Annotated in this window: 14 protein-coding genes; 6 read left to right on the forward strand and 8 right to left on the reverse strand. The window is 65.0% G+C overall.

What is annotated here, in order from left to right; genetic code table 11:
• Positions 1–24: 24 nt before the first annotated feature.
• From AC06FB_RS05260 to AC06FB_RS05270, 3 genes are all read right to left on the reverse strand, one after another.
• Entirely contained in the window at positions 25–2,127 is a 2,103-nt protein-coding gene (locus AC06FB_RS05260; protein ID WP_180876129.1) for a M13 family metallopeptidase, read from the reverse strand.
• A 172-nt stretch (positions 2,128–2,299) separates the two neighbouring features.
• A complete protein-coding gene (locus tag AC06FB_RS05265; protein WP_053516826.1) occupies positions 2,300–4,333 on the reverse strand; it encodes an alpha/beta hydrolase family protein in 2,034 nt (677 codons plus the stop codon).
• A gap of 97 nt (positions 4,334–4,430) precedes the next feature.
• Complete coding sequence (locus AC06FB_RS05270; protein ID WP_053516828.1) at positions 4,431–7,382, reverse strand: TonB-dependent receptor plug domain-containing protein; 2,952 nt, start codon at positions 7,380–7,382, stop codon at positions 4,431–4,433.
• 440 nt (positions 7,383–7,822) lie between these two features.
• On the opposite strand from AC06FB_RS05270, the gene apbC reads away from it, so the two are divergent.
• Positions 7,823–8,677 (forward strand): iron-sulfur cluster carrier protein ApbC, encoded by an 855-nt coding sequence (apbC, locus tag AC06FB_RS05275; RefSeq protein WP_053516830.1) that lies wholly within the window; start codon positions 7,823–7,825, stop codon positions 8,675–8,677.
• A gap of 74 nt (positions 8,678–8,751) precedes the next feature.
• On the forward strand, positions 8,752–9,324 hold the full coding sequence (gene dcd, locus AC06FB_RS05280; protein ID WP_065174891.1) for a dCTP deaminase: 573 nt from the start codon (positions 8,752–8,754) through the stop codon (positions 9,322–9,324).
• A 66-nt stretch (positions 9,325–9,390) separates the two neighbouring features.
• Here dcd and AC06FB_RS05285 read toward each other — a convergent pair whose 3' ends face one another.
• The 3 genes from AC06FB_RS05285 to AC06FB_RS05295 are packed head-to-tail and all read right to left on the reverse strand — an operon-like array spanning position 9,391 to position 10,664.
• Positions 9,391–9,558, reverse strand: a complete 168-nt coding sequence (locus AC06FB_RS05285; protein WP_005410498.1) for a LiaI-LiaF-like domain-containing protein — start codon at positions 9,556–9,558, stop codon at positions 9,391–9,393.
• 15 nt (positions 9,559–9,573) lie between these two features.
• Complete coding sequence (locus AC06FB_RS05290; protein ID WP_053516834.1) at positions 9,574–9,996, reverse strand: HIT domain-containing protein; 423 nt, start codon at positions 9,994–9,996, stop codon at positions 9,574–9,576.
• Positions 9,993–10,664, reverse strand: a complete 672-nt coding sequence (locus tag AC06FB_RS05295) for a dienelactone hydrolase family protein (RefSeq protein ID WP_065174892.1) — start codon at positions 10,662–10,664, stop codon at positions 9,993–9,995. Before AC06FB_RS05295 ends, AC06FB_RS05290 begins: the two co-directional genes overlap by 4 nt.
• A gap of 345 nt (positions 10,665–11,009) precedes the next feature.
• Here AC06FB_RS05295 and AC06FB_RS05300 point away from each other — a divergent pair, with 345 nt between their 5' ends.
• From AC06FB_RS05300 to AC06FB_RS05310, 3 genes are all read left to right on the forward strand, one after another.
• Positions 11,010–11,711 carry a hypothetical protein gene (locus AC06FB_RS05300; protein WP_262218637.1) on the forward strand — a complete coding sequence of 234 codons (702 nt, stop codon included), beginning with the start codon at positions 11,010–11,012 and terminating at the stop codon, positions 11,709–11,711.
• A gap of 325 nt (positions 11,712–12,036) precedes the next feature.
• Positions 12,037–13,398, forward strand: coding sequence for a 30S ribosomal protein S12 methylthiotransferase RimO (rimO, locus tag AC06FB_RS05305; RefSeq protein WP_053516842.1), 1,362 nt, complete (start codon positions 12,037–12,039; stop codon positions 13,396–13,398).
• The gene (locus AC06FB_RS05310) at positions 13,395–14,228 is read left to right on the forward strand and encodes a DUF3025 domain-containing protein (RefSeq protein WP_478053461.1); all 834 of its coding nucleotides are present in this window, start codon (positions 13,395–13,397) and stop codon (positions 14,226–14,228) included. The genes rimO and AC06FB_RS05310 overlap by 4 nt, the downstream gene beginning before the upstream one ends.
• A gap of 52 nt (positions 14,229–14,280) precedes the next feature.
• On the opposite strand, the gene greB is transcribed toward AC06FB_RS05310, so the two are convergent.
• Together greB and AC06FB_RS05320 are read right to left on the reverse strand one after the other, a co-directional pair.
• A complete protein-coding gene (gene greB / locus AC06FB_RS05315; RefSeq protein ID WP_053516845.1) occupies positions 14,281–14,787 on the reverse strand; it encodes a transcription elongation factor GreB in 507 nt (168 codons plus the stop codon).
• A gap of 35 nt (positions 14,788–14,822) precedes the next feature.
• A complete protein-coding gene (locus tag AC06FB_RS05320; protein WP_345782741.1) occupies positions 14,823–16,328 on the reverse strand; it encodes a helicase HerA-like domain-containing protein in 1,506 nt (501 codons plus the stop codon).
• Positions 16,329–16,451: 123 nt separating this feature from the next.
• Between AC06FB_RS05320 and AC06FB_RS05325 the strand changes: the two genes are divergently transcribed.
• Positions 16,452–18,062, forward strand: a complete 1,611-nt coding sequence (locus AC06FB_RS05325; protein ID WP_065174896.1) for a transglycosylase SLT domain-containing protein — start codon at positions 16,452–16,454, stop codon at positions 18,060–18,062.
• Positions 18,063–18,083 lie beyond the last annotated feature (21 nt).

The raw sequence follows: 18,083 nt of genomic DNA on the forward strand, positions 1-18,083 counted from the left end.
GTCTGCCTTGGCGTCAGCCGTGGCTTACCAGATCACCACCTGCTGCTCGCCGCTGCGCGCCATCGGTGCACCGGCCTTGCACTGGAACGCGGCCGCGAAGGTCGGCAGGTTCGAGGGCGCGCCCATCGCGCGGAACTGCGCCGGGGCGTGCGGATCGGTGGCCAGGCGGACCTTGGCGTTTTCCGGGGTGTACTTGGTACGCCACACGGTGGCCCAGTTGAAGAAGAAGCGCTGATCGCGGGTGAAGCCGTCGACCTTCGGATCTTCCTTGCCGGCCGAGGCCTTCTGCAACGCATCGTAGGCCGTGGCCAGGCCACCCAGGTCGGCGATGTTCTCGCCCAGGGTCAGGTGGCCGTTCACGGCCTGGCCGTCAACCTTGTACTGGTCGAACTGCTTGACCAGCTTGCCGGTCAGGCCTTCGAAGTTCTTCTTGTCGGCCGGCGTCCACCAGTCTTCCATGTTGCCGGTCGGCCCGAAGCGCGCGCCCTGATCGTCGTAGCCATGGGTCATCTCATGGCCGATCACCGCACCGATGCCACCGTAGTTCAGCGCATCGTCTGCCTTCGGATCGAAGAACGGCGGCTGCAGGATGGCGGCCGGGAACACGATCTCGTTCTGCAGCGGGTTGTAGTAGGCGTTGACCGTCTGCGGGGTCATGCCCCACTCGGTCTTGTCCACCGGCTTGCCGATCTTGGACAGGTTGAACTTGTAGTTGAACTCGTTGGCCGCACGCACGTTGGCCAGGTAGCTGTCGCGCTGGGTCTGCAGGCCCGACCAGTCACGCCACTTGTCCGGGTAGCCGATCTTCGGAGTGAAGGTTTCCCACTTCGCGATGGCCTTGGCCTTGGTTTCCTCGCTCATCCAGCTCAGGCCCTGGATGCGTTCCTTCAGCGAGGCAGCCAGGTTCTTCACCAGTTCTTCCATCTTCGCCTTGGCTTCCGGCGAGAAGGCAACCTTCACGTACAGCTGGCCGAACGCTTCGCCGGCATCGTTCTCGATGGTGCCCAGCACGCGCTTCCAACGCGGCTTCTGTTCCTTCTGGCCGTTGAGGGTCTTGCCGTAGAACGCGTAGTTCTCCTGGACGAAGGCATCGGCCAGGTACGGCGAGGCGCCATCGACGGTGTGGAAGCGCAGGTAGGCGCGCCAGACCGACGGGTCGGTGTCGCCCAGCGCCTTGCTCACTTCCTCATGGAAGGCCGGCATCGCCAGCGAGAACTTCTCCGGCGCAGCAACGCCCTGCGACTTGAAGAACTCGGTCCAGCTGAAGTTCGGGGTCAGCTTGTCGGCGTCAGCCAGGGTGACCGGGTTGTAGTACAGCTCCACATTGCGCGACAGTTCGACGCGCGACTTGGACGCCTTGGCCAGGCGGGTCTCGAACTTGACCACGTCCTCAGCCTGCTTGGCGGCGTCGGCTGCCGGGACGCCGGACAGTTCCAGCACCTTGGCGACGTGCGCCTGGTAGGCCTTGAGCTTGTCGGCGTTCTTGGCGTCGGTGTAGTACGTGCTGTCAGGCAGGCCCAGGCCGCCCTGGCTGGCGTAGGCCAAGTTCATGGTCGAGTTCTTGAAGTCGGCCTCGGCGCCGAAGCCGAACAGCACGTTCTCGCCCTTGGCTGCGCTGGTGCGCAGGTAGTCGGCGATGGCGGCCTTGTCCTGCAGGCCGTCGATGGCGGCCAGGTCGGCCTTCAGCGGCTCGATGCCCTGGGCGTTGATCTTGGCCTCATCCATGCCGGTGGCCCACAGGTCGCCGACGATCTTCTCGATGTGGCTCGGGTTCTTGACCTGCGCGACCTGCTCGGCCAGCTGGTGCTGCACTGCCACCGAACGCTCGTCGAGGATGGTGAACGCGCCCCAGCTGGTGCGGTCGCCGGGAATCTCGTTGGCGGCCAGCCACTTGCTGTTGACGTAGTCGCCGAATGCGGTGCAGGCGTCCAGGTTGGTGTCCAGATCGCTGGGCTGGAAGGCGTTATAGGCCGGCAGCTTGCTCTCATCCAGGGTGTAGGTGGTGGCTTCGGCGGCGGCCGGGGCAGGCGCGGCGGCCTCCTTGGCCGGGGTTTCGTTCTTGCCACAGCCGGCCAGCACGGCCGACACGGCCAGGCTGAGCAGCACGATCTTGGGAGTACGCGTGATCACTATGTTTGGCCTCCAGGCCGAGTGAGTCAGGGAAGAGCCGCGGGGACGGCCGTGGGCCGAACGATACGCCGCCAGCCTACCCCGCAAGGGTGTCGAAGGTCATGGGCGGGTGCAAGGGCCAGAACGGGCAAGGGCGCCCGTGGGCGCCCTTGCCTGGCAGCGACGGGGCTTACAGGCCGCCGCCGCCGCAGCCTTTGGTCAGGTAGTCGTCGATCAACTTGAGCTGGTCGCCCATGATCGCTCGGGTCCAGGCGGGGCCATGCGCGTAGTCGGCGATGGCGTGGAATTCGATCGGCTGTCCTGAATTCTTGGCCTTGTTAACGAACCACTCCGACTGCTCGATCGGCACCGTACGGTCGCGGTCACCGTGGTAGACCATCAGCGGGATCTTCATCTCGCCGGCCTTGTCCAGTGGATTCAGGCCGTCAACGGTCTTGGACTGCGCCTGGCGGAAGAACGGGTTGGTATAGAAGCGTGCCCAGATCTTCTTGATGTCCGAGACGCCAGCACCGGCGATAGCACATTTGTACAACCCATTGGGGCGGACCGAGGCGGCGAACGCGGAATAACCACCGTAGGAGAAGCCGAACATGGCGATGTGGCCAGGCTGGGCGATCTTCTGCTCGATCATCCACTTGGCGCCGTCGTCCTTGTCATCCTGCATCTTCTGGCCCCACTCGGCGTCACCGGCCATCCACAGCTTGCGGCTCCAGTCGGCCGAACCGCGGAACTGCGGGCGCAGGACCGCCATGCAGCGTGAGGCCATCAGCGGTACCCACATCGAACCGTCGAAGTCCATGCCATCGCGCGCCCACGGCCCACCATGGGGATGCACCACCGCCTTCCACGGGCCGGCACCGCATAGTTCGGTGTTCGGTGTGGTCAGGAACGCCGGAATATCCAGACCATCGCGGGCCTTGTAATAGACCAGCCTGGTATCGCCCAGCGCAGCCGGATCGATCTTCGGATAGGACTTGGCCAGCAGGGTCAGCTTGCCGTTGCGCAACAGGTGGTATTCCGGCGGGTTCGCCGGCCCGGAGACGGCCAGCACAAAGGTCTTCAGGTCCTTGCTGTAGTCGATCACGCGCACCGCGCGGCCGGTGTCGGCCTGGGTGACCGCGCGCTGGCCCGTTGCGGGATCGACAAGGGTGACGTCGCTGGACTGGATGCCCAGGGCCTGTCGGACGCCCTGGTTGAGGCCCTTGAACACCGGATGGGTCCATTCAACCTCGTTCTCGCGCGGACCACTGTAGGTCACGCCGAGCAGTGCGCCGAACGGCACGCCCTCGACGTCCTTGTAACGGTTCACATGAACGGTGCCTGCATTGAAGAATTTGTGCTCGAACAGTACTTCCCTCTGTTTGCGGGCCGTAATGTCGTACTCATAGATGATGGTCTTGTCGCGTCCGACGTTGCTCTGGATGAAGGCGATGTTCGGATCATCGGCGAAACCGACGACCTGGGTGATATCGCGGTCCTTCACGTGCGAGCGGAAATGTTCTTCCCACGCGTTGGTGGCAGGGTTGCGGAACTCGGTGGCGACGTAGGCGCCGGTACCGTCCACGTCCTGGCGCAGGCGTGCGCGCAGTTCGCTGTTCAGATCGGTGAGGTAGCCAGCGACACGTTCTTCCGTCTTCTGGATGCGCTGGGACGTGAAGCTGCGCAGGTTGACCTTGTAGACGTCACCGGAATTGCTGCCCGAGCCGTTGACCACCAGGATGTGGTCGGGGTCGTTGGGCAGCGTGTCCAGCACCGTGGCATTGGACAGCGCCTGTTCCAGTTCTTCGTTGCGGCTGGTGGCGCGCGGAACGCTGATCGGTTCCTTCCACTGCTTGCCTTCGGTATCGGTGATGAAGAACTTGCTGATGAAGGTCTTGTTGACCCGGTCGGTGCGCAGGTCGAAGGGCTGCCACAGCGTGACTGCCAGCAGCCCGTTCTTGATGAAGCCCACGCTCTGGAACTTCATGCGGCCCGCACCGATCGTGGTCGGTGCTGCGCTGAGATCATCGGTCTTCCAGACCAGGATCACGCGCTCTTCGCCGCGGGCCTGCAGACCGGCGATCTGCGTGCCGTCAGGCGACACGGAAAGGCTTGAAATATCCGGGAAGGCGGCCAGTTGTTCGATCGTGGGGACCGCGGGTTTGGCGTTGAGGTGCAGCGGCGCGGCGACGGCCAGCGCGGCCAGCAGCAGGTAGTGCTTCATGCGACGTCTCACTGTGTCCGTGCAATGGGAAGGCGGGCATTGCACCCACCCCAAAAGCAGCCGCCGCCCTTGCGGGCGGCGGCTGTTGACGCATGGCTCAGAACTTCTTGCTGAGGTTCACGAAGAACGTACGGCCGAAGTAGTCGTAGCCACTGTACAGCGGGGCGTTGCCGACGGTGTTGTAGATGCCGGCGCCCGGGCTGATGGTCGGCGGTTCCTTGTCGGCGAAGTTGCGCACGCCGGCAGTGGCCTGCCACTTGTCGGCGGTGTACTGCACCGAGAAGTCCTGGGTGATGTAGTTCGGCACGGCCAGCTTGTACGCCGAGGTTGCGGGATCTTCCTCGTAGTACGCGTAGCTGGACATGTTGTCCACCCAGTTCAGGCCATAGCGCACGCGCCATTCCTTGACACGATAGGTCAGGTCGAGCTGGCCGGTGAACTTCGGGTTGTTGATCAGGCCGTTGGAGTCAACCAGCGGATCGTCCTCGAACACCTTGCCGGACTGCTCCAGGAACCGCGAGACCTGCACATTGGCGCGGAATTCGCCCGGACCGATGTCGCGCACGTAGCGGGTCGTGAAGTCGAGGCCGCGCACCTTGTCGGTGGCCAGGTTGGCATAGCCGTTCTGGACCGTCAGCGTGTTGTTGGGCGAACGGCTGATCAGACGGCACAGACCGTTGTTGGCGGCGAAGTCGCCGGTGGTGCCGTTGTAGCAGGTGCTCAGGATGTAGGTGGCACCCATCTGGGCAACGCCGTTCTCCACTTCGATGTCGTAATAATCGACGGCGAAGGACAGATCACCGAAGCCGCTGCCGAACTCCGGCTGGAACACCAGGCCAACGGTGAATGCGTCGGAGGTTTCAGCCTTCAGGTTGGCACCGACCAGGCCGCCACCGATGGAGTCCACGCGTACCGAGTTGGTCGCGGTGAAGCTGGTGGGCAGGCCCTCAGAAGCGCAATTGATGTAGCGTGGGCTGGTCGGATTGCGCGAGCCGTAGTTGTTGCAGGGATCGCTGGAGGCGTTCAGGAAGCCGCTGGTGGCACCCAGGAACTGTTCGAACAGCGCCGGAGCACGATACGAGGTGCCGTAGGAAGCACGCAGCGACAGCCACTTGACCGGCGTCCACAGGCCACCCAGCTTCCAGGTGGTGTCCGATCCGTAGGACTGGTAGTCGGTGTAGCGGGCCGAGGCGTTGAAGGTCAGCTCTTCGGCAGCGGTGACGCCGGACAGCAGCGGCAGTTCGATTTCGCCGTAGGCTTCCCACACCGAGTCGCTGCCGCGGGTCGGGTCGGAGCTGGTCAGGTTGTACAGGTTGCGGTTGATCGAGTGGATGCTCGGGGTATCGTCGATCTTGGCCTTGCGGTACTCGACACCAAAGGCGCCTGCGGCGGTACCGCCCGGCAGATCGAACAGCGGACCATTGACGTTCAGGTTCGCGGTCGATTCCTGGTAGCTGGTGTTGCCGGTGACCGGGGTATAGACGAAGTTCTTCCACTCGTACGGCAGATTGCCGGCCAGGGTCTGTGCGTTGAGCATCGGTGCGGCAACGCAGCCATTGGCCGGGTTCACGCAGTTGAAGCCGCCTGCGCCGTCGGACACAACATCCAGGCTCTGTGCCAGGCGGTCGGTCAGGAACGAGTTGAAGGTGTAATCGGCATCCGAGTCGGCGTGGCTGACCATGAAGTCATAGTTCCACTCCGAACCGAGCCTGCCGCGCACGCCAGCGGTGGCGCGGAAGAAGTCCACCGACTGCTTGCTGCGGTCGTTGCCGAAGCCGATGAAGGTGCGGGCCGCTACGTTCTTGCCATTGGACGTTTCCGTCGGCAGGGCGAAGGCCGGCAGGTTGGACAGGTTACCGAGCAGCGGATTGCCGACCGAGTAGTCATACGACAGCTGGCGGTAGCCGGTCTGGGTGGAGTCGCGCTTGTTGCCGAGGAACTCGTAGTAGAACTCGGCGTCGCCCATCACGCCCAGATCCACGCCACCCTGGAAGAACAGGGTGTGGGTTTCGGCCGGGGACACCAGCGATTCCTTCAGCAGGCCCGGATCGTAGGTGTCGCGGTCGTAGTAGCCGACGGACTCATAGCCCGGCAGGCGGCCGGTGGTGACGGCCGGATTCGGACGCCAGCGGTTGAACCCGCCAAAGGTGGCGGTGCCCAGGGTGTTGATGGTCACGCCGCCGGAATCGAGGGTGAAGCACTTCGGCTTACCGGTGGTCGGATCGATGTAGTCGCCGCTGCCGAAGTAGTTGCCCACGTCCATGTCGCGCAGGTTATCGGTCGGGCAGCTGGCCCAGCTGCGATCGCCAATGGTCATCTCATTGCGACGGTAGTTCTCGTACGAACCAGAGAAGTGCGAGCGCTCACCGGTGCTGCCGAACACGATCGAGTACCGGGTTTCGTCGCCGCCGCCGCCCTCGGTGGCGTTGTGCTGGAACTCGGCTTCAACACCGTCCACGTTCTTGCGGGTGATGATGTTGACCACGCCGGCCACGGCGTCGGAACCATAGATGGACGAAGCACCGTCCTTCAGGATTTCCACGCGGTCGACCATCGCGCTGGGCAGCACGTTCAGGTCGGCCGAGCCGACCGAGCCGCGCGAGCCCGCCGGTGCAACGCGGCGGCCGTTGAGCAGGATCAGGGTGCGGGTAGCGCCCAGGCCACGCAGCGACAGGGTGTTGGCACCCGGGCCGCCATTGGTGACGTATCCGCCGAAGGAGTTGTTGATCTGTGCGCTGCCGGCAGTGACGCTGTTGCTCTGCAGCGCGGCGGCCGTCGAGTTGAAGCCCGCCAGGGTGGTCTCCTCACGGGTCACGACCTGCACCGGCGAAACCGAGTTGAACACGTCGCGACTGATGCGCGAACCGGTGACGGTCACTGTGTCCAGATTGGTCGCCTTGGACTTCGGCGCTTCCTGCGGCGTGTCCTGTGTCGTCTGCGTCGAGCCCGACGCATCCTGGGCAATCGCCGGGGCGGCTGCGGCGAGCAGCACGGCAGAGGCGAGGGCGAAGCTCAGCGGGTTCCTGCCGAGCGACTTGCGATTGATCATCTGAAATCCCCTTGAATCGAATGATTGCGTCGTACACCGGGGACATGACCTTGCGGGCGTCTCCGTGTGCCCCTACCCCGGTATCGGCAGCGTGCCGCCGCCCGGTTCTGGTACCGGCTTCACAAGCCAGTGACTCGAGATTAACACGCCATTAACCAAGCGTGTCAAACGTTCACAACGCAGTCATCTTTCTGTGGTCGATTTCCTGTCGGAACGTATCAAGGCGTGTCGAAAACCGCGCAGTGTATTGATTCAACTGGTTTTTCTGTTCCTTCGCAAATCGTGTCTGCTTCCTTAACGGGGGGGGGCTGGGGTGAACAGGGAGCGAAAATTCTCCGCGGCGCCCACATCTTCGACCAACGCGATCCTGCGCGCCGGTCCTTGAGGCTCCGGCGGTATGATGTCGGGTTCTCCTTCCTGACTTTCCGCCGGAGCCCGCAGTGAACAGTCCGACCCGTCGTCCCCATGCAAGCCAGGTGCAGAAGGGGCTGGCACCGCACGCGCGCATCCGCAACGTGATCGCGGTCGGCTCGGGCAAGGGCGGTGTCGGCAAGTCCACCACGGCCGTCAATCTGGCGGTGGCGCTGCAGCAGCTGGGCGCGCGGGTGGGCGTGCTCGATGCGGACATCTATGGCCCCAGCGTTCCCGCCATGCTGGGCCTGTCCGGCCGCCCGGAAAGCCCGGACAACAAGAGCATCGAACCGCTGCGTGCCTTCGGCGTGGACACCATGTCGATCGGTTACCTGATCGAGGAAGACACGCCGATGATCTGGCGCGGACCGATGGCGACCTCGGCAATGACCCAGCTCTTCAACGACACCCTGTGGGACGACCTCGACTTCCTGTTGATCGACCTGCCGCCCGGCACCGGTGACATCCAGCTGACGCTGACCCAGAAGATTCCGCTGGCCGGTGCGGTGATCGTCACCACGCCGCAGGACATCGCCACGCTGGATGCGAAGAAGGCACTGAAGATGTTCGAGAAGGTCGAAGTGCCGGTGCTGGGCATCGTCGAGAACATGGCGGTACATACCTGCAGCCAGTGCGGCCACGTCGAGCACCTGTTCGGCGAGGGCGGCGGGGAGCGCATGGCGGCGCAGTACGGCGTGCCGCTGCTGGGATCGCTGCCGTTGCAGATCGGCATCCGTGAGCAGGGTGACGCAGGCACACCGATCACCGCCGCGCAGCCGGATTCCCTGCCGGCCCAGGCCTATCGCCACGCCGCGCAGCGGCTCATCGAGGAAGTGGGCAAGCGCCCGCGTGCCTCGATCCCGATCCTGTCGTCGCTGCTGTAGGGACCGGGCGGGGAGGGCGGTGGCGCCCGGCCCCCTGCTAGAATCCTCGCGCCCCCTCGCACCCAGGACAGAGCATGAGCATCAAGAGTGACCGTTGGATCCGCCGCATGTCCGAACAGCACGGCATGATCGAGCCGTTCGAGGCCGGGCAGGTGAAGCAGGTCAACGGCCAGCGCATCGTCAGCTACGGTACCTCCAGCTACGGCTACGACGTGCGTTGCTCGCGCGAGTTCAAGGTGTTCACCAACATCAACTCGACCATCGTGGACCCGAAGCACTTCGATTCGGGCAGCTTCGTCGACATCACCGCCGACGAATGCATCATCCCGCCCAACAGCTTCGCGCTGGCGCGTACCGTGGAGTATTTCCGCATTCCGCGCGACACCCTCGTGGTGTGCCTTGGCAAGAGCACCTACGCGCGTTGCGGCATCATCGTCAACGTCACTCCGCTCGAGCCGGAGTGGGAAGGCCATGTGACCCTCGAGTTCAGCAACACCACGCCGCTGCCGGCGCGCATCTACGCCAACGAAGGCGTGGCCCAGATGCTGTTCTTCCAGGCGGCGGCCGATGATATCTGCGAAACGTCCTACAAGGACCGTGGTGGCAAGTACCAGGGCCAGACCGGCGTCACCCTGCCGCGCACCTGACGGACCGGTAGCGCCGGGTCATGCCCGGCGTCGCTCGATCGAAGGCGGCGCTTGCGCCGCCTTCGCTTATTTGCCGCGGCCGAACAGCATGGCGATGCCGACGCCGACCAGGGCCACCGGCCACCAGGTCAGCAGCAGCTTGGACAGGTTCAGGTGCGTCCAGCCCAGGTTGCTGGCAAGCATGAACAGCCCGATCAGGATCAGCAGGATGGCGGCGACGAGGTTGAATCGCATCGTGTCGGCACGGTCTCAGGAGTGGGCCGGATATCCTAGCCGTTCCTTCCAGTAGGCGACATGCTGCTGCAGCGCGTCCGGTTCGTAGCGGTGCGCAGGACCGCTGCCCCACACCGGTCCCGGCCACGCCGGATCGCCGTCGTGGCGGCCGATCACGTGGAAATGCAGCTGGCGCACGATGTTGCCCAATGCGCCGATGTTGATCTTCTCCACCCCGTCGGAGCCCTTCAGGGCCTTGCAGGCGCGGTTGAGTTCGGTGCGCAGCTTGTCCTGCTGGTCGCCGTCCAGTTCGATCCACTCCGTTACCCCGGCCAGACGCGGCACCAGGATCAGCCAGGGAAACCGTTCGTCGTTCATCAACCGCACTTGCGACAGCGGGCCTTGCGCCACCAGAACGCTGTCGGTGGCCAGGCGGGAATCAAGTTCGAAATCGCTCATCCAAGATGCTCCGTGAAGAAGTCCAGGGTGCGTTGCAGCGCCAGGGTGGCGCTGTCTGGATCATACGCATGTCCGACCTCGCGGTTGAAGGCATGGTCGGCCGGGTAGACATAGGTCGCCATCTGCGGCAGCTTCTGGCGATGCGCCTCCACGGCCTCAGGTGGGATGCTGCGGTCCTGCGCGCCGAAGTGGAAGATCACCGGCGCCTTCGGTGTCTCGTCCAGATACTGCACGTTGCGTGCGCCGTAATAGCTCACCGAGGGCAGGCCGAGGCGCAGCGCGGACAGCATCGCCACCGTTCCGCCCCAGCAGTAGCCGACCGTGCCGACCTTGCCGAAGGGGGCAAGCCGGGTTGCTGCGGCGCGCACCACTTCCAGTGCCCGTTCAATGCCCAGCGCACTTACCCGTTCCAGGCCCTGTTTCACCCCTTCAGGGTCATAGGGCAGGGCATCGGGGTCGGCGTCCGGGCCATCGACCAGGTCGAAGAACGACGGCGCCAGCACGGCATAGCCTTCGGCGGCGAAGCGCTCGGCCACGCCACGGATGTGCGGATTGGCGCCGAAGATCTCCTGCACGACCACCAGGCCGCCACGCGGCGTGCCCGCCGGCAGGGCCTGCCAGGCCCGGACCGGGCCATGATGCGTATCCAGGGTGATCCATTCGGACATCGTCGGTTTCCTCGTAGCAGTGGACAGGCCTGCATTGTCGGCGCTGGGCAGGTTAGCGCGGCGTCTGCGGCTGTGCGTGATCGGGCGGCTGATGCATCAAGCGACGTCGGATCGCGACTCGATCAAATGCGTCGCGGACGATCCTGCCAGGGATTCTGGCATCTGATTCGGCCTGGCTCTGACAGTAGATTCAGTAAAGCACCTGCTGAAGCCAAGAGGGCGAGCAGATAGCGTTTCGTTCGCGGAACTCCAGTCTGGAGGGGCGATGTGGGGCTGATCATATCTCGGCATGTTTCCGGGGGGCGGCGTGAAGGCGCAGGCGCCCGATAAATGGAGTTTCATGAAATGAAAAAGGAATTTCGCCTTCTGTGTGCATTGGGGATGGCAACAATGCACACGGTGGCTATGGCCAACCAATCGTCGTACCAGGACCGCCAGATGGCGTCATCGGATGGCAGGCAGTGGGTTGAGCGGACGGTGCGCCTCTCTGATTTCGAAGGCGGCGACGTGGCTGTCCAGGTGCGCCTTTTCAAGGATGGAAAGGGCGGTTTTGTATATCGTTATGATGATCAGAATGAAACCACAAAGCTCTATCACCAGGCCGCCTGCGAAGTCATGAACTCCAAGGTGCGGCGTGGCGAAACCGTGATATCTGGCGAGTCGGCCGTCGTTGGTTGGTCCTGTGAGGGTGATTCAGATCCGGCGGAGGATTCGAATTCAGCCTCCAGCGACATGACGCAGCCCAGGGCGGGGTACTACGTATTTGCATTGGCGCCCAGTGGGAGTGCGCCAATCGGAGTCAATTTCAATTCGGTGGGTACTGCTCGTTTCCAGAGTTCATTGGCAGGGAAATCCACAGGAACTCTCTCGCTTGATAATGGGCGCCGCATGACCTCCGCGAGCGATGAATACGCGGGCCCATTCACGGGTTCTTACACCCTTCAGGTGGTGTGTATTGGTGTGAGGCGAGGCGTTATCCCAACTGCTGCGTCAGCATGCATTCCGCGGGTTTGCTCAACAAACCACGGATCAATCAACGTCCATTGATGTCGCAATCAACGCTTCCGTGCGTCCGTGGCGACGGTGGGCCGTGAGACGATTGCCTCTCCGTGAGCGTCGAGCCGTCGGAGCGTGTTCCGCCGGGCCGAGCCGGAGTTTCAGCTCATGCCGCCGGGGGCCTTGACGCATTCACGGGTACCCTGCCGATGGAGATGGCACGTGGGGCAGAATCCGGGGCGCTCCCCTCAGTACACCCCGGGGGCGTTCAGAGCGCGGCCCTCAACCCCGGTATACTGGCGCCCTTTCAGGCCCCGGCCCCCAGGAACCCCTGCCACTCCGGCAGGGGCCCAGGCCCCCAGAGTCCCGCGATTCCATGTCCCAGCTGAACCCCAAAGTCGGCTTCGTCAGCCTTGGCTGCCCGAAGGCCCTTGTCGATTCCGAGCGCATCCTGACCCAACTGCGGTCGGAGGGATACGACATCGTCCCGTCCTATGACTCGGCCGACGTGGTGGTGGTCAACACCTGCGGCTTCATCGACTCGGCGGTGACGGAGTCGCTGGACGCCATCGGCGAGGCGATGAACCAGAACGGCAAGGTCATCGTCACCGGCTGCCTGGGCAAGCGCCCCGAACAGATCCGTGAGGCGTACCCGAACGTGCTGGCGGTGTCCGGCCCGCAGGACTACCAGAGCGTGATGGAGGCGGTGCATGAGGCGCTACCGCCCCGGCATGATCCGTTCGTGGACCTGGTGCCCGACTACGGCATCAAGCTGACCCCGCGCCACTACGCCTATCTGAAGATTTCCGAAGGCTGCAACCACGCGTGCAGTTTCTGCATCATTCCGTCGATGCGCGGCAAGCTGGTCTCGCGCCCGGTCGATGAAGTGCTGCGCGAAGCCGAGCGCCTGGTCCGGGGCGGTGTGCGTGAGCTGCTGGTGGTATCGCAGGACACCTCCGCCTACGGCGTGGACGTGAAGTACGCCGAGAAGATGTGGCGCGACAAGGCCTACCAGACCCGCCTGAAGGCGCTGTGCGAGGGCCTGTCCGAACTGGACGCGTGGGTGCGCATGCACTACGTGTACCCGTACCCGCACGTGGATGACGTGGTGCCGTTGATGGCCGAGAACCGCATCCTGCCGTACCTGGACATTCCGTTCCAGCACGCCAGCCCGCGTATCCTGCGACTGATGAAGCGCCCCGGTGCGGTGGAGAAAACGCTGGAGCGCGTGCAGAACTGGCGCCGCATCGCGCCGGACATCACCGTGCGTTCGACCTTCATCGTCGGTTTCCCGGGCGAGACCGAAGCGGAGTTCGAGGAGCTGCTGTCGTTCCTCGATGAGGCGCAGCTGGACCGCGTGGGTGCGTTCGCGTATTCGCCGGTCGAGGGGGCTACCGCCAACGCTCTTCCGGACCCTGTCCCGGAAGAGGTGAAGCAGGAGCGCCTGGCGCGCTTCATGGAAAAGCAGGCACAGATCTCGGCCGCACGTCTGGAGGCCAAGATCGGCACGGTGCAGCAGTGCCTGGTCGATGCCATCGAAGGTGACATCGCCGTGGCCCGTTCCAGGGCCGATGCACCGGAAATCGATGGACTGGTGCATATCCAGAATGCCGACCAGGTGCCGCTGCGCGTAGGCGAATTCATCAACGTGGAAATCACCGAGAGCGACGAGCACGATCTGTATGGCGACGCGCTGCCGCCGACCACGCGCCCGGCCTTCGACCTGAAGGTGCTCTGATCATGGCCGAGGGTGCTGCCGGCCACGCTGGCAGCCCTCGGCGATTCGTGCCGCCGCTGCGCGCGGCGGTGGACCCGGCGGTGTTCGATCATCCGCTGTTTGCCCGGGTGCGTGCCTTCCGCGATCTTCTGTCCGGCGACCGCTGGCCGACCGTTGCCGAGCTGGATGCGCGGCTGGCGTTGCGCGGGCGGCGACTGGTCGAGCAGGATGCAGCGTTGCTGGCCGATGGCCTGCACTACGAAACGCGCATCGCGCAGGGGCGTATCGCCACCCGTGCGGCGAGCTGGCACGATCTGTTCAATGCACTGGTATGGGCGTGTTACCCGCAGCTGAAGCACGTGCTCAACAGGCGGCAATGCCTGCATGTCGCCACGATGCCAACCGGTCAACGCAATCGCGCGCAGGCGGCGCTGACCCAGTTCGACGAGAACGGCGTGATCGTGTGCGTCCAGGACGATGCGCTGATCGCTGCGTGGGACGCCCACGACTGGCCGATGCTGTTCGCGCCGCCGCACTGGCAGGCCGGTCGCATCACCATCGCCGCGGTGTTCGGCCATGCACTGATGGAACAGGCGTTGCTGCCGGGGCGCCTGCTGGTCGGCAAGTGCGTGGTGGTGCGCGGCGATGATGAGGGTGCCTGCATCGAGACCGTGGCCCGGGCGATCGAGCAGGGCGCGACGGTGACCGATCCGCTGCAGCTGCGCCCGCTGCCACTGGCCGGAATCCCCGGCTGGTACCCGCAGCAGGACGCCGCCTTCCATGGCAACGCCGACTACTTCCGCCCGCTGCGGCAGGGCCGCCTGTACCCGCCGCCGCTCTTGCCCCGGTAGCGCCGGGCCATGCCCGGCGCTGGATTGACAGCAACGCCGGGAGGGCTCGGTGTTACGAAGACGGGTACTCGACGCTGATCACCGCGAAGGTGAACCGGCCGCCCGGCAGTTCCACCGAGAATTCATCGTCCAGGCGCTTCTTCAGCACGGCCCGCGCCAGCGGCGAGTCGATGCTGATCCAGCCCAGGCCGGCGTCGGTTTCATCCGGCCCAACGATGCGGTAACGGCTGGTCTCACCACTGTCGATGTTCTCCAGTTCGATCCATGCACCGAAGAACACCGCTTGTGGATCGGTCGGCGTGGTATCGACCACACGCAGCGATTCGAGCCGCTTGGTCAGGTAGCGCACGCGGCGGTCGATTTCACCCAACTGCTTCTTGCGGTAGGTGTACTCAGCGTTCTCCGAGCGGTCGCCCTCGGCGGCGGCAGCGGCCAGCGCCTTCACCACCTCGGGCCGGCGTACCCGCCACAGGTCGTCCAGCTCGGCTTTCAGCCGGGCGTGGCCGGCGGCGGTGATCAGGGCGGTGCTTTTCTCTGCGGGCGGACGCCAACGGGACATGTAATACAGCTTCTTCTCAGGAATACGAAAGGGCCTCAGCGCTTGCCGCCGAAGATGCCGCCCAGGATGCCGCGCACGATCTGGTTGCCCAGCTTGGTCCCGACCGTGCGCGTGGTCTGCTTGGCCATGGTTTCAATCATGCCCTGGCGACGCTTGGTGCCGAAGATCGCATCCTTGATCGCCTGGCCGAATCCACCTTCCTGTGCCTCGTCCTGCTCGCGGCTGCGCGAGGCCGGGGTCTGGGCCTGCTCCACGCTCTTCTGCGCCCGCTGGGCCAGCAGCTCGGCGGCCGATTCACGGTTGACCGCCGTGTCGTAGCGGCTGCCGACCGGGCTGCCGGCACGCACCTGCGCGCGCTCGGCCTCGGTGACCGGCCCCATCCGGCAGCGGGGCGGCGCGATCATCGTCTGCTGGACCGGCATCGGCACGCCCTTGTCCTGCAACGTGGAAACCAGTGCTTCACCGGTGCCGAGCTGGCTCAGCACCTTGGCGACATCCAGCTTCGGGTTCGGCACGAAGGTTTCGGCAGCGGTCCTGACCGCCTTCTGGTCGCGCGGCGTGAAGGCCCGCAGCGCGTGCTGCACGCGGTTGCCGAGCTGGCCCAGGATGTTGGAGGGCACGTCGTCGGGGAACTGCGAGCAGAAGTACACGCCCACGCCCTTGGAGCGGATCAGCCGCACCACCTGCTCGATGCGCTGCACCAGCGAGGAAGGCGCATCGTCGAACAGCAGGTGGGCCTCGTCGAAGATGAACACCAGCTTGGGCTTGTCGAGGTCGCCCACTTCCGGCAGCTGTTCGAACAGTTCCGACAGCAGCCAGAGCAGGAAGGTCGAGTACAGCTTGGGCTTGAGCACCAGCTGGTCGGCGGCGAGGATGCCGATCACACCGCGGCCGTCGTGATTGACCCGCATGATGTCGGCCAGTTCCAGTGCCGGCTCGCCGAAGAAATTCTCACCGCCGTCCTGCGCCAGCCGCAGCACGGCACGCTGGATCGCTGCGATCGACTGCGCGCTGACCAGTCCGTACTCGGTGGAAATGTCCTTGCGCTCTTCGGCGACCAGGCCGAGCAGGGCCCGCAGATCATCCATGTCCAGCAACAGCAGGCCGCGGTCGTCGGCCAGCTTGAACACGATGTCCAGCACGCCGGCCTGGGTGTCGTTCAATTCGAGGATGCGCGCGAGCAGGGTCGGCCCCATCTCGCTGACGGTGGTGCGCACCGGGTGGCCGAGTTTTCCGTACAGGTCCCAGAAGATGGCCGGGCTGCCCGCCGGCGCATAGTCGGCCACGCCGATGTCCGCGGCGCGCTTCAGCAGCGCTTCGCTGCCCGTGCCGGGCACGGCCAGGCCGGACACATCGCCCTTCACATCGGCGAGGAACACCGGAACCCCGAGCCGCGAGAAGCCTTCGGCCAGGGTCATCAGGGTCACGGTCTTGCCGGTGCCGGTGGCGCCCGCCACCAGCCCGTGGCGGTTGCCGAGTTTCGGCAGCAGGGTAACGGCCACATCGTCGGTGATGCCTTTGCCGAGCAGAATCGGATCCATGGTCCAGCCCTTGTGGTGAATGCGCCCAATGTTAACCGGCAGCGATGACGGCCCGAAGGTCGGCTTGCCCCGACCTTGGCGGCGCCGCTACTCTGCCTGCCTGTTTCGCACACAGTGCCAAAAATGCCCGTTCCTGTCCTGATTTCCCGCACCTGGCCGTTGCTGGCCCTGGCTGGCCTGGTTTCCCTGGCCCCCGATGCCCACGCCCAGCGGGTTTCCGCCCGGGACAAAGTGAAGGTAGATGCCCTGCAGCAGCGCATGACGGCTGCCGAGAAGCGTTACAGCGATGCGCTGCTGCTGGTGGCCAACGCCGACCCCAAGGGCAGCAACGAGGCCGACGCGGCGCTGGAGGACATGGAGGATGTCATCAGTGAGTGCGTGAAGCAGAAGGGTTGCCAGATGAGCAACATGCTGGCCACCTACAAGCGCCTGCTCAAGCGCGATGCCGATGCGGCCGCCGAAGACGAGGGCGGTGAACTGCCCGCCGAGCGGCTGGAAGCCGACCCCGACCATATCGGTCCGTTGACCGCCGACGTGCCGGAAGCCGCACGCGCAGCGGCACTGCTCAACGACAAGCGGCACGCCTTCGACAACATGGTCGAGTACAACCCGGCCGTCCAGGCCGGCATCCGCCGCTGGCTGACCGACATGCGTCCGGCGCTGCTGACCAGCTACGAGAACTACCAGAACCTGCGTGCCGTGATGTGGCCGGAGTGGGAGAAGCGCGGCCTGCCCGAAGCGCTCCTGTTCGGCATCATGGCCAAGGAATCCAATGGCCGCGTGCATGCGTCCTCGCGCGCTGGCGCCGCCGGCCTGATGCAGTTCATGCCGGCCACCGGGCGGCGTTTCGGCCTCGGTCCGGACGGCACCGGGTTCGATACCCGCTTCGATGCCCACAGCGCTGCTGAAGCCAGTGCGACCTATCTCAACGAGCGCATGCGCGAGCTCAACAACAACATCGAGTTGTCGCTGGCCGGGTACAACGGGGGTGAAGGGCGCGCCCTGCGCGTGGCGCGCGAGAATCCGGGGCAGAGCTTCTGGGTCGACCGTGTCTACAACCAGTTCCCCGGTGAAACCAAGGATTACGTGCCGATGGTGATCGCTGCGGCGTGGATCTTCCTGCACCCCCAGCAGTACGGCGTGGAGTTCCCGAAGATCAGCGCGCAGCCGGCCACCCTGCGCCTGGCGCGCTCGACCACCATCTACGAGCTGACCATCTGCCTGGGCAGCCACGGCACCCGTGATGGCTACATGCGTGCGCTGCGCAACCTCAATCCGCGTTATGAGGCCGATGGCTGGATTCCGGCCGGCACCCTGATCAACGCAACCACCCGCATCGCGAGCCTGTATCAGCGCAACTGCGTGAGCGGACCGCGTGCCGACCTGGCGCGCACCCTGATTACGGCCGACCTCAACGCCGCCATCGTGCGGCCAAGCGCTGCCAGCTACACCGGCAGCGTGGCGGTGGGCGGCGTGGTGCCGGTGGCCGATGCGGCCAGTTCGACCAGCGTACCGACCGCACCGGTGGCGGCAGTGGCCGCGCCTCGGCCGGCACCGGCCGCGCGACCGAAGCCGGCACGCAGCTACAAGGTCGGCCGCGGCGAGACGCTGGGCCGCATCGCGGCCAAATTCCAGTGCGACGTGCCGACGCTGGCACGCGCCAACGGTCTGAAGGCACCGGCCTACAGCCTGCGCCACGGCCAGGTGCTGAAGCTGCAGGGCTGCGAAAAGTAATCTCCACGACCTCTGGAACTG

Source organism: Stenotrophomonas sp. Steno-C15 (genome assembly GCF_056393265.1).

What these genes read in the sequence shown, in the direction of transcription:
- greB (WP_053516845.1), bottom strand. Translation starts at nt 14,787, where the DNA reads ATGTCCCGTTGGCGTCCGCCCGCAGAGAAAAGCACCGCCCTGATCACC.
- AC06FB_RS05325 (WP_065174896.1), top strand. Translation starts at nt 16,452, where the DNA reads ATGCCCGTTCCTGTCCTGATTTCCCGCACCTGGCCGTTGCTGGCCCTG.
- dcd (WP_065174891.1), top strand. Translation starts at nt 8,752, where the DNA reads ATGAGCATCAAGAGTGACCGTTGGATCCGCCGCATGTCCGAACAGCAC.
- AC06FB_RS05285 (WP_005410498.1), bottom strand. Translation starts at nt 9,558, where the DNA reads ATGCGATTCAACCTCGTCGCCGCCATCCTGCTGATCCTGATCGGGCTG.
- AC06FB_RS05270 (WP_053516828.1), bottom strand. Translation starts at nt 7,382, where the DNA reads ATGATCAATCGCAAGTCGCTCGGCAGGAACCCGCTGAGCTTCGCCCTC.
- AC06FB_RS05290 (WP_053516834.1), bottom strand. Translation starts at nt 9,996, where the DNA reads ATGAGCGATTTCGAACTTGATTCCCGCCTGGCCACCGACAGCGTTCTG.
- AC06FB_RS05295 (WP_065174892.1), bottom strand. Translation starts at nt 10,664, where the DNA reads ATGTCCGAATGGATCACCCTGGATACGCATCATGGCCCGGTCCGGGCC.
- rimO (WP_053516842.1), top strand. Translation starts at nt 12,037, where the DNA reads ATGTCCCAGCTGAACCCCAAAGTCGGCTTCGTCAGCCTTGGCTGCCCG.
- AC06FB_RS05265 (WP_053516826.1), bottom strand. Translation starts at nt 4,333, where the DNA reads ATGAAGCACTACCTGCTGCTGGCCGCGCTGGCCGTCGCCGCGCCGCTG.
- AC06FB_RS05320 (WP_345782741.1), bottom strand. Translation starts at nt 16,328, where the DNA reads ATGGATCCGATTCTGCTCGGCAAAGGCATCACCGACGATGTGGCCGTT.
- AC06FB_RS05300 (WP_262218637.1), top strand. Translation starts at nt 11,010, where the DNA reads ATGAAAAAGGAATTTCGCCTTCTGTGTGCATTGGGGATGGCAACAATG.